General features: G+C 46.2%; 13 protein-coding genes. All 13 read right to left on the reverse strand.

Annotated elements, in window-relative coordinates; translation table 11 throughout:
• Positions 1 to 3: 3 nt before the first annotated feature.
• The 13 genes from ABK447_RS12905 to bshC all read right to left on the reverse strand — a co-directional run bounded on the left by ABK447_RS12905 (position 4) and on the right by bshC (position 16,089).
• The gene (locus ABK447_RS12905) at positions 4 to 792 is read right to left on the reverse strand and encodes a cell division protein FtsQ/DivIB (protein WP_007409710.1); all 789 of its coding nucleotides are present in this window, start codon (positions 790 to 792) and stop codon (positions 4 to 6) included.
• Positions 793 to 920: 128 nt separating this feature from the next.
• A complete protein-coding gene (gene murB, locus ABK447_RS12910; RefSeq protein WP_015388267.1) occupies positions 921 to 1,832 on the reverse strand; it encodes a UDP-N-acetylmuramate dehydrogenase in 912 nt (303 codons plus the stop codon).
• A gap of 25 nt (positions 1,833 to 1,857) precedes the next feature.
• The gene (murG, locus tag ABK447_RS12915) at positions 1,858 to 2,949 is read right to left on the reverse strand and encodes an undecaprenyldiphospho-muramoylpentapeptide beta-N-acetylglucosaminyltransferase (RefSeq protein WP_003154428.1); all 1,092 of its coding nucleotides are present in this window, start codon (positions 2,947 to 2,949) and stop codon (positions 1,858 to 1,860) included.
• A 116-nt stretch (positions 2,950 to 3,065) separates the two neighbouring features.
• Positions 3,066 to 4,166, reverse strand: a complete 1,101-nt coding sequence (gene spoVE / locus ABK447_RS12920) for a stage V sporulation protein E (RefSeq protein WP_015239818.1) — start codon at positions 4,164 to 4,166, stop codon at positions 3,066 to 3,068.
• Between the two features lie 58 nt (positions 4,167 to 4,224).
• Positions 4,225 to 5,580, reverse strand: a complete 1,356-nt coding sequence (murD, locus tag ABK447_RS12925; RefSeq protein ID WP_015417422.1) for a UDP-N-acetylmuramoyl-L-alanine--D-glutamate ligase — start codon at positions 5,578 to 5,580, stop codon at positions 4,225 to 4,227.
• The gene (gene mraY, locus ABK447_RS12930; RefSeq protein ID WP_007409707.1) at positions 5,581 to 6,555 is read right to left on the reverse strand and encodes a phospho-N-acetylmuramoyl-pentapeptide-transferase; all 975 of its coding nucleotides are present in this window, start codon (positions 6,553 to 6,555) and stop codon (positions 5,581 to 5,583) included. It abuts the gene before it with no gap.
• A gap of 107 nt (positions 6,556 to 6,662) precedes the next feature.
• Positions 6,663 to 8,135, reverse strand: coding sequence for a UDP-N-acetylmuramoyl-L-alanyl-D-glutamate--2,6-diaminopimelate ligase (locus tag ABK447_RS12935; protein ID WP_094031690.1), 1,473 nt, complete (start codon positions 8,133 to 8,135; stop codon positions 6,663 to 6,665).
• Between the two features lie 195 nt (positions 8,136 to 8,330).
• Positions 8,331 to 10,250 (reverse strand): stage V sporulation protein D, encoded by a 1,920-nt coding sequence (locus tag ABK447_RS12940; RefSeq protein ID WP_025284695.1) that lies wholly within the window; start codon positions 10,248 to 10,250, stop codon positions 8,331 to 8,333.
• Between the two features lie 113 nt (positions 10,251 to 10,363).
• A complete protein-coding gene (gene pbpB / locus ABK447_RS12945; protein ID WP_015239816.1) occupies positions 10,364 to 12,508 on the reverse strand; it encodes a penicillin-binding protein 2B in 2,145 nt (714 codons plus the stop codon).
• 6 nt (positions 12,509 to 12,514) lie between these two features.
• A complete protein-coding gene (ftsL, locus tag ABK447_RS12950) occupies positions 12,515 to 12,868 on the reverse strand; it encodes a cell division protein FtsL (RefSeq protein WP_015239815.1) in 354 nt (117 codons plus the stop codon).
• 39 nt (positions 12,869 to 12,907) lie between these two features.
• Complete coding sequence (gene rsmH / locus ABK447_RS12955) at positions 12,908 to 13,843, reverse strand: 16S rRNA (cytosine(1402)-N(4))-methyltransferase RsmH (RefSeq protein WP_015239814.1); 936 nt, start codon at positions 13,841 to 13,843, stop codon at positions 12,908 to 12,910.
• Between the two features lie 69 nt (positions 13,844 to 13,912).
• Positions 13,913 to 14,344 carry a division/cell wall cluster transcriptional repressor MraZ gene (gene mraZ, locus ABK447_RS12960; protein WP_007409703.1) on the reverse strand — a complete coding sequence of 144 codons (432 nt, stop codon included), beginning with the start codon at positions 14,342 to 14,344 and terminating at the stop codon, positions 13,913 to 13,915.
• Between the two features lie 125 nt (positions 14,345 to 14,469).
• Positions 14,470 to 16,089: a bacillithiol biosynthesis cysteine-adding enzyme BshC gene (bshC, locus tag ABK447_RS12965; RefSeq protein WP_015239813.1), complete on the reverse strand. Its 1,620-nt coding sequence runs from the start codon at positions 16,087 to 16,089 to the stop codon at positions 14,470 to 14,472.
• Positions 16,090 to 16,144: the final 55 nt, after the last annotated feature.

The following is a 16,144-nucleotide window of genomic DNA, read 5'->3' on the forward strand; positions in this document are numbered from 1 at the left end:
CTATTAATCATTTTCTTTTTTCTTGCCGGATTTACCTTTGTTAAATTCTTCAAAATACGTAGCGACTTCTAAGTGGATAATCCCCTTTTTCCCGCCGTCCAGCTGGGAAACGATAGAAGGATAGGTCTTCATCCGGCCGGCAAACGTTTTAATAGAAGCGGTAACTACATACCCGTCGTTCATATACAGCTTGATCCGGTCCTGATCCATTTTTACCGGTGTATAATAGATTTCAGAAATCGACTGCTTAAGCGAACCGGAAAGCTTATCAAGCTGCTCCGCCATTTTGACCCGCTTTTTCGCGTTTGTCCAGTCAACCAAAATCGGGCCCGCGTCATCCGGCGTGACTTCGTTCGGCAGCACAGTGCCGTTTTCGAGCACTTCATAATACACATCATGTCGCTGCAGATACGCGATCGTCTTGTATTCTTCAATGTGAATGCTGACTTTGTTAGGAAATACTTTTGAAAGTTCCGCCTTTTTCACCAGCTTATTCTGCTCAATCTTTTCTTCTGTTTGTTTCTTGTTCAGACTCCAGAACTCGGTTTGTCCGTTATGTATATCAGAAAGCGCGTTGATCTCTTTTACAGACACGTTTTCGTTTCCGGAAACGGTGACAGAAGACACTTTGCTGATCGGCATCTGCAAGTACACGATGATCAGCACCATCATAAAAAAGAGCACAATGAATGAAATCAGCCGGCGGTTTGCTTTTTGCTTCCGCTGCTCTTTGATTTTCGGAATCCGCTCTTCAATATTTACAATTTTTTCTCTTTCATGATTTGGGTTCACTGCCTGTCCACCTCACTAAGAATGAAACAGCTTGACATTCGTCTGATTGAAAAACAAACGGCATGCTGTGATGCCGTTCGACATTTGTTAAAAGTATATCACATGAGCTCATGTAATCAGAGAACCTTTTAACGATTCCCTCCGATGATTTCAACTTCTGTATGCATGTCAACATCATACTGCTCACGGATTGTCTTTTTCACATATTCAATCAGGTCGAGAACGTCCTTGGCAGTCGCTCCGCCGGCATTGACGATAAAATTCCCGTGCATTTCGGACACTTTCGCTCCGCCGATCTGATGTCCTTTTAATCCCGCTTTTTCAACGAGGTTTCCGGCATGATTCGGCAGCGGATTTCTGAATATGCTTCCGGCGCATGGGCTTGAATACGGCTGCGTATTTTTTCTGTAATCTTTGTTCTGCTGCATTTGCGCCGTAATGGCTTCCCGTTCCTTTTGCTCAAGCTGAAGAACTGCCTCGAGACAGACGCCGGGACGTTTTTTCTGCAAAACAGACGTTCTGTAGCTGAAATCCATCTCTTCGTTCGTCAGCCATTCGATTGTGCCGTCTTCAAATAAGATACGGGCTTTCACAAGAATCTCACTCATATCAGATCCGTGCGCCCCGGCATTCATATAGACGGCTCCGCCGATTGATCCGGGAATGCCCGCTGCAAATTCGAGACCGGACATTCCTTTTTTACTCATGGAAGTCGCAAGCCGGACGACCGAATAGCCGCCTCCGACCGTCACCTGATCGCCGTCAATCTCCAAATGATCCAGACCCGCGCCCAGTTTGATGACAACTCCTCTTATGCCTTCATCAAGCACGAGCAGATTTGAACCGCGGCCGATAACCGTCCATGGCAGATCATGTTTCTTCACAATATCCATAATATCTTTGACCGCTTCCACACGGTTGGGGATGATCAAAATGTCCGCCGGACCGCCGATTTTCATCGTTGTATGGTTCGCGAGCGGTTCTTGTTCCAGCACTTTGCCGACTTCGCGGTCTCTTAATTCCTGAATTACGTTCTCCATCATAAACCTCCGCATTCCATTTGCTCTATTTTTTTATGTCTTCCATGATACTGTACAGTCTGGCTGCCGCATCCGGAACACCGAGTGATTTTGTCCGCTCACTCATGTCTTTTAAGGTTTCTTCATTCATGACGATTTTGTCCAGCGCAGCGATCAGTTTTTCTCCGCTGAGCTCGGTTTCCTTCAGTACGATTGCAGCGTCATGCTGGCTGAGCGCCTTCGCATTGACTTCCTGGTGATTGGCTGTCACATACGGGCTCGGAATAAGCACGCTCGGAATGCCGAGAGCGGTGATCTCCGCAATCGTCGTCGCTCCGGCTCTGGCCACAATGACATCAATTGATTGTAAGTACTCCGGCATTTGGTGCAAAAACGGTTTTGTCACCATATTATCAGCGGCTTTTCCGCCTTTCAGCTCAGCCGTTACCTTCTCGTAATGTACTTCCCCGGTAATATAAAGCACTTGGTAAGGTCTCGTTTTCAATTCTTCCTGCATATCTATAACGGCACGGTTAATGGGAGCCGCGCCTCTGCTTCCGCCGAAAATGAGCACCGTTTTTTGATTGTCTTTCAGCCCGAACTCAGTTAATGAGCGGCCTGTCTTAATTGAGACGACTTCAGAGGCTCTCGGGTTTCCCGTAAACACAACTTTTTCAGCAGGAAAATGCGATTTTGCCTCTTCAAAGCAAATTGCTACCTTATTAACATATTTCGAGAGAAACTTATTTGTGATGCCGGGCAGGCTGTTTTGCTCATGAATGATCGTCGGAATTCCCATTTTTGCCGCCGCGTATACGACCGGACCGCATACATAGCCGCCTGTACCGATAACGGCATCTGGTTTAAACTCTTTTAAATATGATTTGCTTTTCTTCACGCCTTTTAAGAAGCGCATGACGGTTTTTACATTTTCAAAAGAAAGTTTTCGTTTGAAACCTGTAATTTCAATGGCGCGGAACGGAATATTTTCCCGTTCAACAATTTTTTTCTCAAGACCGTTCTCTGTTCCGATATACAAAAATTCCACATCCGGATGCCGGCGCTGAACTTCTTTAATAAAGGCCAGGGCCGGATAAATATGTCCTCCGGTTCCGCCTCCGCTTACTGCAATACGCATTCGTATGTCCCCCTTAATCACATAGCGATAACCCTGTTTTTTAGGACAGGGTTATTGATGTTGTCTGTTTTTTTATAGATAACGAATAAATCATGAGTGATGAGGTAAGATACAGATCAATACCTCGAGTACCGGCTGACATTTAAAAGCACGCCGACCGCTGCGAGCATCAGCGTCAGTGATGAGCCTCCGTAGCTTAAAAACGGCAGCGTAATTCCTGTTACCGGGATCAGCCCCGTCACAACGCCGATATTAATCATGACTTGAATAGCTATCATAGAAATAATACCGATAGCGACAAAGCTTCCGTATAAATCCGGCGCGCCGAGGGCAATTCTGACGCCCCGCCATAATAAAATAGTGAACAGCAGCAATATGAGCGAACCGCCGATAAAGCCGAGTTCCTCAGATAAAATAGCAAAAATGAAATCGGTTTGCGGCTCCGGCAGGTAAAAAAACTTTTGCCGGCTTTGGCCGAGCCCCATCCCGAACAGTCCGCCCGGACCTACGGCATAGAGCGACTGAATGATCTGAAATCCGCTTCCAAGCGGATCCTCCCACGGGTTTAAGTAAGAGGTAATCCGTTTAATCCGATAAGGAGCGGACAGAACTAGTGCCGCAAATCCGCTTAAACCGATGAGTCCGAGGAACGCAAAATGAGCGATTCGCGCACCGGAAACAAAAATCATCACGATGCACGTGCCCACCATTACCGTCCCCGTTCCCAGGTCTGGCTGGCACATAATAATAATAAATGCAGAAAACACGATTCCGAGCGCGGGAACGAATCCGCGTCTGAATGACGTAATATTCTTCTGTTTTTCAGAAAGAAATTTAGCCAGAAACGCAATCATCGCCAGTTTCATAAACTCCGAAGGCTGAATGCTGAACGCTCCCACTCCGATCCAGCTTCTTGAACCGTTCCGCACCATTCCGACTCCCGGAATCAGCACAAGCACAAGCAGAAAAAAACAAATGATCAGAAGCAGCTTCGACCATGTGCGCCATGTCCAATAATCCACATTCATAATGAAAAACATGGCAATGACGCCGATCCCCGCAAACAGCAGCTGCCGTTTCGCGAAGAAAAACGAGTCGTCAAATTTATAATCCGCCCATACCGCACTTGCACTGTAGACCATAATTAATCCTATTGTTAAAAGCAATAACGTAATGATAACTAATAACAAATCAGGCGCTGTTTTTTTAGTAGTCAAAGCAATCGACACCCCAAGCATAAGTCATTTAGGGCTGCCGATGAACAGAGACAAGCCCTTACTTAAGCATATGCACGGCATCTATAAACATGTCACCGCGTTCTTCAAATGTTTTGAACTGATCCCAGCTTGCACACGCGGGTGACAAGAGGATGACGTCTCCTTCATTTGAGAGCGCAAACGCCGCAGATACTGCTTGTTCAACATTATCGACACGTTTGACATGTTGTATTCCCAGCTCATTGCCCAGTTTTTCTATCTTCGGCGCTGTCTGTCCGAACGTCAGGACCGCTTTGACATTGTCCATATACGGTTTCAGGTCGTCAAAACCGTTGCCGCGGTCCAGTCCGCCTGCAAGCAGAATAACCGGTGCTTTGAACGCGGAGAGCGCTTTGCTTGTGGCCAAAATATTCGTCGCTTTGCTGTCATTATAAAATCTACGATTCTGGATCGCAGTTACATACTGCAGACGGTGTTTGACACCGGTAAAGCTTGTCAGCACCTTCTGAATCGCTTTATTAGACGCGCCCGCCGTTTTTGCCGCGGCTACAGCGGCTAAAATATTTTCTAAATTGTGCGCGCCCGGCAGTACGATGTCATCAACAGGCAGAATCGCTTCATCGCCGAACATCAGCATTCCGTCTTTAATGAATGCGCCGCTTGACAGTTCCTGGTGGACTGAAAACGGAACGGTGCCGGCTTTTCCGCTTTCGGCAAGCCGCACGACTGTTTCATCGCTTTGATTGACGATGGCCGTATCACTCTCAAGCTGATGAAGATACACGTTCTGCTTGGCTTTTTCATAGTTTTCACGGCTGTGATGGTAATCCAAATGAGCGTCGAACACATTTAAAATCAGGCCGATTTCAGGTCTGAACGCATGAGTCCCCATCAGCTGGAACGAAGAAAGCTCTGTGACGATCCATTCATCACCGTCAGCATGATAAGCCACTTCACTGGCGACAGTGCCGATATTCCCTGCGATCAGCGCCTTTATCGAGTCAGCTTTCAGCATTTCATAAATCAAGGTCGTCGTTGTTGTTTTCCCGTTTGAACCTGTAATGCCGATGAATTTTGCATTGGTGATATAATACGCAAGCTCGATTTCCGTCCAGACCGGGATGCCTCTTCTTTGCGCTTCCTCCACCATGATATTTTCATACGGGATTCCGGGATTTTTGATCAGAATGGTAATGTGATGCTGATCAAAAAGTGACGTCGGATGCTCACCGCAGATGACTTCAATTCCTCTTTCTGCAAGCCTTTGGGCAGGTTCGTTCTCTTCAAAGGCTTTTTGATCATTCACGACGACGTTAATGCCTTTTTCATGAAGAATCGACGCAGCCGCATATCCGCTTTTCGCCAGTCCGAGGACCAGAAAGTTTTGTTTTTGCAAAAAAAGTTCGTTTTCCACTTATAACCACACCTCGATGTAAATTCCTAAAACGGCAAGCAGCAGTCCCGCAGTCCAGAATGTGACGACAACTCTCCATTCAGACCATCCGACCAATTCGTAATGGTGGTGAAGCGGACTCATCTTAAAGATTCGTTTTCCTGTCGTTTTAAAGCTGATGACTTGTAAGATAACAGATAAGGTCTCAATAACAAATACTCCGCCGATAATGACGAGCAGAATTTCAAGCTTCGTCAGAATGGCAACGGTCACGATCGCTCCTCCGAGCGCAAGCGAACCGGTATCCCCCATAAATACCTTGGCGGGATGGGCGTTGAATACAAGAAAACCGAGAACGGCGCCGACAACGGCAACCGAGAAAATCGCAACGTCATATTGTGACTGGTTCCACGCAAGGATGGCGAAAGCGCCGAATGCGATAGCCGCGGTACCGGACAAGAGACCGTCCAGACCGTCTGTCAGGTTGACGGCATTTGAACCTCCGACAAGCATAAAGAGAACGAGGATAAAGTATCCCCAGCCGAGATCGATTGACAGATGTGTGCCCGGCACCCTGATGCCGGTTGAAAAATGGCAATAATGATATACTCCGTAAAATACTATGGCAATAATGATCTGGCCGATCAATTTCTGCTTCGACGTCAATCCGAGATTCCGTTTCATTACTACTTTAATATAGTCATCCAGAAAGCCGAGCAGGCCGTATCCGATCGTGACAAACAGCAGAAGAAACATTTCCGCGCTCAGATGCGAAAATTTCTGCGTCATGACAATCGCCGTAATGGCGATGGATACAATAATCATGACCCCGCCCATCGTCGGCGTCCCTGATTTTTTCATATGTGATTTCGGCCCCTCTTCCCTGATACTTTGGCCGAATTTTAAACGTCTTAAAAACGGGATAAGAATCGGAGATATCAGAACACTGATTAAAAATCCCATTATTATTGTAAATAAAATCACTTGCTCAAGCATTGCTCTTTTCTCCTCCCGTTTCGTTCAAACGACATACGTATTTATCATATTCACATTGTGTCCCCGTAATTCTTTTCATTTCCCTCATTCTAACACTCTTTCCTGTTTTACTTTTTATTCAGCTCAACAATAGCTCTTCCCGCTACTTCGGCGTCATCAAAGTCGAATGTTTCATTGCCGATCTGCTGATAGGTTTCATGCCCTTTCCCGGCAATCAGAACCACATCTCCCTTTTTCGCGTTGGCAATGGCAAAAAAGATAGCCTGCTCGCGATTTGCGATACTGTGATAGTAAGTGCCTTCTACCCCTCTTTCCATATCTCTTAATATGGCCAGCGGGTCCTCGCTTCTCGGGTTATCTGAAGTGAAAATCGGTTCGTCGGCAATCCGCACCGCAATTTCCGCCATTTTCGGGCGTTTCGTTTTGTCCCGGTCACCGCCGCAGCCGACGACGACGAAAAGCTTGCCCTCTGTCATGTCTTTGCATGTATTCAGGACGTTTTCCAGACTGTCAGGCGTGTGCGCGTAATCGACGACCACAGGAAACGGCTGATTGTGATTCACCAGTTCAAACCGGCCTCTGACACCTTGCAGCTCTTCAAGAGCGCTTGTGATCGTATCAAACGGCAGACCCGCTGCGATCGCTGTCGCCGCTGCAGCCAGTACGTTATACACGTTGAAGCGGCCGACGAGTGAAACTGTGATCTGCTTTGTTCCTTTTGGCGTAACAAGTTCAAAGCTTGTGCCTTGCGCAGAGATCTCGATTTGTTTCGCCATGACATCGGCATCATTCTCGATTCCGTATGTAAGGATGTGCGCCGCCGTCACTTTTTCAAAATAAGCACTGGCTTTGTCATCTGCGTTTAAAACGGCCCGCTTCGGCTTTTCGTGATTAAAGGAGCCGCCCAGCTGGGAAAACAGGAGGCTTTTAGCCTGTCTGTAGTCTTCCATCGTCTTGTGATAATCTAAATGGTCCTGCGTCAGGTTCGTGAATACGGCGATATCATAATCGCAGCCGTGAACCCTGCCGAGTGACAGAGCGTGAGAAGACACTTCCATAATAGCTGTGTCAACATGCTCATCATTCATTTTCTTGAACGTTTTTTGCAGTGTGACGCTTTCGGGCGTTGTATTTTTGACCGGGAATGTCTCATCCCCGATTTTAATGTACATCGTTCCGATTAAACCGGTCTGTCTTCCCGCTTTTTTGAAAATCTCATCAACCATGTGCGTCGTTGATGTTTTGCCGTTTGTGCCGGTGATGCCGATAAGCTGAAGCTGCTTTGTCGGCTGCCCGTAAAACGCGTCAGAAAGAACGCTGAGCGCCCGCTGTGACCGGCGGACAATAATGACAGGAACATCGACGTCAAGCTCTTTCTCGGCAACGATGGCCGCTGCGCCGTTTTCTGCGGCTTTTTGGGCAAAATCATGTCCGTCTACCGTATACCCTTTTATACACACAAAAAGACTCCCTTTTCTCACTTCCCTGGAGTCCATCTCAATTGAAGTTATGTCAGGGTCTTGAAAGTCATTTTGAACAGGTTCGGCCATTAAATATGTAAGCAGCTTTGTAAGTTTCATTGTATCAAACCTCTCAGAAATTCTATTCATTCTTTTATCATGATAACCGTTTATAAAAGTCAGAATGGCTTTTAAACATACAGTTCATATTTTAGCGTAAATAAAAGGATACATCCAGTTAATCTTAAAAGTTATCTTCTTTTTTTCTCTTTATGATAAGAGGCAGCCGAAAACAATCGGCTGCCTCAAAAAGACTCATTCTTCACTCAAGTAAACACGGATCTTTGAGCCTTCTTTTACTTTCGTTCCGGCTGCAGGTGATTGTTTCACAATTTTGCTTCCTTTTCCTGAGGAGTCAATATTCAAATTGACAAGCAGCGACTCAAGATCAGAGACAGACATCCCTACAACATTCGGAACCTCTATTGTTTTTGTGTCGTTCCATTGATATTTTTTCTCGATTTGATTTTTTCGCGGTTTCACGCCGAGCTCAGGCAGACTGTCTCTCATCATATTTCCGACAATCGGCGCGGCGACGGTTCCCCCGAATTGAATCGTGCCTTTCGGATTATCAACCGCGACATACACGACAAGGCTCGGGTCATCGGCCGGCGCAAAACCGATAAAGGAGACGATATGGTTGTTTTCGAGATATTTGCCGTCTTTCACCTTTTGTGCGGTACCTGTTTTTCCGCCGACGCGATATCCTTCCACAAAGGCATTCCGCCCCGTTCCCTGAGCGACGACGCTTTCTAAAGCATATCTGATCTGCTTTGACGTTTCCTGGGAAATAACTTGCCTTTTCGCAATCGGCGATTGTTTCTTAACGGTTTTTTTCGTAACGGGATCAACCCACTCTTTGGCAATAAACGGAGTATAAAGCGTTCCGCCGTTTATTGCTGCGGAAACGGCTGCCACCTGCTGAATCGGCGTGACGGAAACCCCTTGTCCGAAAGCGGTTGTCGCCTGTTCGACCGGGCCGACTCTGTCAAGCGGGAATAAGATCCCCGTTCCTTCCCCTTGCAGATCAATGCCTGTTTTCTTTCCAAAACCGAAGTCCTTAATATATTGAAACAGCTTTTGTTTTCCGAGCCGTTCCCCCAGCTGTACAAACCCGGGGTTGCAGGAATTTTGAACGACTTCAAGATAAGATTGCGAACCGTGGCCGCCCTTTTTCCAGCATCGGAGGCGGGCGCCGTCGACCTCGGCAAATCCTCTGTCATAAAAGTGGTCTCTTTGCAAGTTTACTTTTTGCTCTTGAAGAGCCGCCGCAAGCGTAATAATCTTAAAGGTCGAACCCGGTTCATATGTGCTCCATACCGGCAGGTTCCGGTTGTAAACGGACGGATCCACCGATTGATAGTCAGCCGGATCAAAATCAGGACGGCTTGACATGCCGAGCACTTCCCCGTTTTTCGGGTTCATTGCGACCGCAATCATTCCGTCCGGGTTATATTTCGCCGCTGCATTGTCGAGCTCTCTTTCTATAATCGTCTGAACCTTGGCGTCAATCGTCAGTTTCATATCAAGTCCGTCTTTCGGAGGGGTGTAATCATCCGCTTCATCAGGCATTTTCTTCCCCTTGGCATCCGTATAAAATTTCACGGATCCCTTTACACCTTTTAAGTCATCATCATAATAAGCCTCCAAACCGAGAAGACCCTGGTTATCAATACCGGCAAAACCGAGAACATGGGACAAAAAGCTTCCGTACGGATAATGGCGGATGCTGTCTTCAGCCACATAAACCCCTTTTAAGTCGAGCGCTTTGATTTCTTTCGCTTTTTTATTGGAAATTTTCCGCCCCTCGGGTGAGATTTTTTCTATGGAGGTTTTCTTAGTAATATGTTTGTAGACCTTCTCTTCCGACATATTTAAAACTGACGCGAGAAGCTTGCCCGTTTTGATGGGATTTTGGATCTGGCGCGGTACGACAAAGACGGTCGGCGCGCTTTTATTAGTAGCCAGCTTCACGCCGTTTCGGTCAAGAATCTCTCCCCGCTCAGGCTCAAACGGCAAATTCCGGCTCCAGGAATCCTTAGCCAGTGAAGTCAGCTTTTCTCCCATCACAAATTGAACATAGCCTAATCTGCTGTCAATGATCAAAAAAATGATTACGCCAAAAAGCAAAACCAGTAATAAACGTTTTCGAACCGTTACATTTGAAACGCGCAAGGGACCGTCCACTCCTTATTTAGGCTTGTTTCAATTTATGCCTCAGCTTGGACACATAGAACGGCGGCGCATAAAAAAGAAGCCCGCGGGCATCCGCGGACTTCTCTGTCCCGTTAATCAGGATTTTTAAATTTCACCTTGATCACGGTATTTTCTTTCAGTTCTTTGCCTTTTTTCACACTTTGGCTTGAAGCGTAACCTTCACCGCTCACATCGATGTGAATGCCTGATACTTTGCTGAATTGAAGCACTTCCCGTCTCGACCATCCGGACATATCCGGCATCGTCATCTTTCCGTCTGTTTTTAAGAAGATTTTCTGATTGGTGATCACATCTTCTCCGGCTGTCGGATACTGCTCTTTTACGGCAACATCGCTGCCGATGACAATCGGTGTGAGATGTTCATTTTTCGCTTCCTTCTCAGCGCTCTTGACCGTCTTATCTGTCAGGTCAGGCATCTTTTGGCTTTTCGTTTCTTCCTGACCGGAATCTGTTTTTTCCGTCGGTTCGATATTCATGTAGTGGAGGCTGTTTTTCATCGTCGGGTTAAAGATTTCCGCGACAGGATCAGAGCTGCTTTGCCCCGCTTTTAATTGCGGCTGCTGCACGGCTACATAGATGACAAGCTTAGGATCATTTTTCGGCGCCATGCCCATGAATGAAAACACATAGTTGCTCGTTCCTCTTAAATATCCGCCCGTCCCGGCAATTTGTGCGGTTCCCGTTTTACCCGCGACGTCAAATCCTTCAATTTTATAAGGTTTTCCGGTTCCGATGTCTGACGTCACGACTTCTCCGAGCAGATTCCGGACTTTTTTAGCCGTATCGGCTGAAATCGGCGTGCCTGCCTGCTCTGGTTTTGTCTGCTTGACGACTTTTTTCGTATCGGGGTCGACAATATGATCAATGACGTAAGGTTTCATCATTTTGCCGTTATTGGCAATCGCCGTGACGGCCTGAAGCTGCTGGATCGGCGTTATCGCCGATGCTTGGCCGTAAGCCGTAGACGCTTTGTCAAAATCATATTTGTAGTTAATTTTACTTGATACTTCACCGGGCAGATCAATCCCTGTTTTTTGATAGAGCCCGAATTTGTGCAGGTACTCATTAAACCGATCAAACCCCAGTTTTTCGTTGGCCAGTTTGGCGAAAGCAACATTCGATGACCTCATGAGGCCGTCATGGAAGCTTGTCATACCCCAACCGGCGCCATCGTTCCAATCTTTAACAGGTTTGCCTCCCACTTTATATGTTCCTGATTTATATTTCTCGTTTGCAGAAAACACATTTTCCTGAATCGCCGCGGCAAGCGTAAAGATCTTCATCGTTGAACCCGGTTCATACGCGTACGACACTAAGTCGTTGTAATAATTGGTGACGTTTCTGATATTCGGGTCAAAACTCGGACGCTGCCCCATCGCAAGCACTTTGCCTGTTTTCGGTTCTACGACAGCCGCCATAATTTTTTTCGGTTTATATTTTTCCGCTACTTTCGTCATGCTGTCTTCTAAAAAGGTTTGAATTTTCTGATCAATGGTTAAATATACATTGTCACCGTTTTTAGGTGCGGTGATTTTTTCTTTGCTGTTCGGAAGTTTCCAGCCGGATTTATCACTTTCGTAAGTGACGGATCCGTCGCGTTCCGTCAGATAGTTGTTCAGTATTTTTTCAAGCCCTAAAGAGCCTTGTATCTCGTTTGTTTTTTCATTCACATCGGCATACCCGAGAACATTTGACAAAAATACGCCGTTCGGATAGTAGCGCTTCGTATCTCTTAAGAAAGAAATACCCGGAAGATTCATTTTTTCGATCTTTTGTTTTTTCGCATAAGAGATATCGCGGCCGGCTGAACCGAATTCCACCTGCTTCGCGCCATCCCTGTTTAAGATGTCCAGAATCTCGCTTTTATCAAGATTGATAACGGTCGCCAGTTTTTCCGCCGTTTTCTCTTTGTCTTTGACATGCTGAGGATGCTTCGGATCACTTGTCATTTTTTTATCAAGCACGGCAATGAGCTTATATGTCGCCGTGTCCTCTGCAAGCACTTTGCCGTTCCGGTCAAGAATAGAGCCGCGGCTCGCTTCTATCGTCCGCTTTTTTTCGTGCTGCTCGGTCGCTTTTGTTGCAAGTTCTACACCGTTTGCTTTACCGGTTAATTGAATGTACGCCATTCTCCCGAGAATGACAAAGAAAAAGAGAGCGAAACAAATACTGAGTATCGCTGCTCCTCTGTTCATAAACTTATTTTTTTTCGGCATGGGTTATCATTCCTGTATGTTTTTCACTTTTTTATCTTTCAGATTCAAACCGTGCTTTTTAGCGATATCCATCAGGCGCTGCGGCTGGCTTAAGTCAGCAGCCGTCTTTTCGAGATCACCGATCTGCTTATTCTTCTCAGATACTTTCTCCTCCAGTTGTTGCACCTCAATATTGGATTGGTACGCCGCGTATGCCTTTGATACGATAAACATTGATGTGGAGAGAACGGCAATGGCAAACAGGACGAGCAGCACCTTTTCCCCGAGTGTAATGGAAGCCCTCTTTTTGACAATCACCTTTTTTTCGGGACTTATCACTGGCCGTTGTTGTTTTTCCTGCTGGTAAGCTAAGTTGCTCATAGGCTGATGACCTCCTTTAATGTTGTCATTTGCTGCCCGTTATTTTCGTTTCTCCGCAATGCGGAGCTTCGCTGACCGGGCGCGGTTATTTTCTTCAAGCTCCTCTTTTGATGCCGTAATGGGCTTTCTTGTAATCAGTTTTAATTCCGGTTCAAATTCTTCCGGTATCACAGGAAGACCCGGAGGCAGTTCGGGAAGTGATGATTTTTCCTTGAATGTCGTCTTGCACATTCTGTCTTCCAGCGAGTGAAAAGTGATCACAGACACCCTTCCGCCCGGCTTCAGCACCTCTATCGCTTGCAAGAGGGCCTCTTCAAATACTTGAAGCTCGTCGTTTACGGCGATTCGAATGGCTTGGAATACACGTTTGGCCGGATGACCTCCGCTTCTTCTTGCCGGAGCCGGTATCGCGTCCTTTATTAGATCGACCAGTTGGCCGGTTGTTTGAATAGGCGATTTTTCTCTTGCCTCTTCAATTTTTCGGGCGATCTGCTTGCTGAATTTTTCTTCTCCGTATTTAAAGAAAATCCTCACAAGGTCCTCATACCGCCATTCATTTACGACTTCTTTCGCCGTAAGGGCGGCCGACTGGTCCATCCTCATGTCCAGCGGTGCGTCATGATGATAGCTGAATCCCCGTTCCGGTGTATCAAGCTGCGGAGAGGATACTCCTAAATCAAATAGAACTCCGTCGACACTCGTAATGCCGTGTTCATGTAAACACTCTTTTAAATAACGAAAGTTGCTTTTCACCAGAATGAGCTGTCCTTTGTATTCGGACAATGTTTTCTTTGCGTTTTCAAGTGCCGTGTCATCTTGATCAAAGGCGATCAAGCGTCCTTTTTCCGATAATTGCTGCAATAAATATGTACTGTGCCCGGCGCCGCCAAGGGTGCAGTCCACATAGGTTCCGTCCGGTTTGATATTTAAACCGTCGACGGTTTCACGAAGAAGTACTGTCTTATGCTGAAACATTTGTGTCGGTCCCACCTTTATCAGGAATGAATTGAATTGTCAGTTGTTGTTGTGATGCACGAAGATCCATTATATATCAAATCCAATCATGTTTTCAGCAATTTCAGCGAATGAATCTTCTTGCTCTTCTGTGTATTGTTCCCATATTACCTTACTCCACAATTCAATTCGATTGGAAACCCCGATGACAACACATTCTTTTTCCAGTTTTGCGTAATTCAGAAGAGATGACGCAATATTAACCCTTCCCTGCTTGTCCAGTTCGCATTCGGTCGCACCGGAAAAAAAGAATCGGGTAAATGCGCGGGCGTCTTTTTTGGTGAGCGGCAGAGCCTTCAGCTTTTCTTCAATCAGCTTCCATTCATTCATCGGATAGCCGAAAAGGCATTGGTCAAGTCCTCTTGTCAGCACAAACTGCTCACCGAGGCCTTCTCTGAATTTTGCGGGTACGATCATGCGGCCCTTTGCATCAACAGTATGCCGGTATTCACCCATAAACATGATAAGGACCCCCACTTTCTCCCCTAAACTCACCACTATCCGCCACTTCTCTCCACAACCTCATTTTACACTGTTTACACATAAAAAAAAACCCTGAACTATTCAGGGTTCTTTAAAACTTTATTTCAAAGTTTGACAATCTGATGTTGGTTTTGAAAAGAAAATGGCAGATGTTTGAAGGTTGTGAAGAATTTTGGACCGTAGCGGTTCAGATAATACATCACATTCCAAATCCGTTCCTGCGGAGCGCCGAGCGGTCTGATGCTGTTTTGGATTCTTTCATAGTCACGCAGCACAAAGCCTTCTTTTTCTTCAATTCTTTTCGTTACCGTCCGTTCTAAAAACAAGAGCTGATCTTGAATGAAGGCGGCATTCTTCTGTAAGAGCGGCTCAAGGCTTGAATCGACCTTCAGCGCTTCGTCCCTTGCACGTTTATGGACAGCTTCAATCTGCGACTTCGCCTGTTCCATTACAGAAGAAAACTCTTCCGGAATCTGCTCTTCAAAATAAGTGTCTTTCAGGTGTCCGGTGCCGTGTTCGATCGCTTCCTGAAGCGGGATATTCCGTTCTGAAAGCTTCTTTTCAATATGGCGCTCTAAAATCGTAATGTTCAGTCTCGGCATTACCGGGGTCATGCGAAAGCCCATTAATGAGAAAGCCCGCTTCAGCTCACCCCAATAATTGATCTCCCCCGGTCCCGCGATAAACGCCAGAGTCGGGATGAGAAACTCCTGCATAAGCGGCCTTGTCACAACGTTATTGCTGAAACATTCCGGTTTTTCTTCCATATGGGTATGAAGCTCGTCGTTCGTCCACTTCAGATCAAGCTCCTTAATGACAAAAACGCCGTTTTCTTTTTCAATTAAGAAACGCTCTCCCTCGTGTTCGTAAAACAGATTGGCCTGATCTTTGTCCGATTCAATAATCGGGTGATAACCGGCTTCCCGCATAAGACGCTGCTGGTCTGACACGGCTTTGGCAAGCTCATGATTGTGTTTTAAAATCTGCTGAAACATACCCGTTTCCAGCTTTTTAATCCCCGGATCTCCCGAATTCATCAGAATAAGGCCTTCTTCTTGAAACAAGTCGGCGATCAACAGTTCAAAAAAGTCCGTGAATGTCTCTGATGAGCGTAAACATCGCTTCACGTTTTGAAGGAGTGTGTTTGTGTGATCCGTCTCCTCAAAAGCAGCGAACACTTCATCAATCCAAGCCGCGCATTTTTCCTGATCAAGCTCGGTTTTAGCCGCCGATGTTTTTTTCCAGTACGACTGCGGCAGTTTCTGTTTCACCGGACCTTTATTCTCTGTTGACGTATGCACAAAATTGATTTCTTCCAGATCGTGATCTTCACCCGCCACCCAGAAAATCGGAACGACAGGAATCTGCAACGCCTCTTCCTGCTGTCTGGCAAGTACGATAATGGAGATAATTTTATGTATGGTGTAAAGAGGCCCCGTTAAAAGACCGGCCTGCTGGCCGCCTACTACCGCTGCGCTTTTTGGATCTCTCAGTTTTTCGATGGAGGCCTGCATGGCGGCGGAGTGAAATTTTTCGTGATAGGAGGATAAATAATCCGCTAATTCTTCTCTGGCAAACGGCCGCGAAGACAGGTCATGAAGCCGCTTTTGCCATACGTCCTCTGAATGAATATCATAATCAAAAAATGAAGACATGTTTTCTCCATCTATATAGTGCTGCACAAACTTATTTTGACTTTTGATGGAAAGTTCAGTTAGCTGCATCTGTCTGGAACTTCCTTTCTCCAATAAATAGTTAGGTTTCCGAAATGAGTATAGC

Origin of the sequence: Bacillus sp. hwrm1 (assembly GCF_040207805.1) — a bacterium.
GTDB lineage: Bacteria > Bacillota > Bacilli > Bacillales > Bacillaceae > Bacillus > Bacillus velezensis.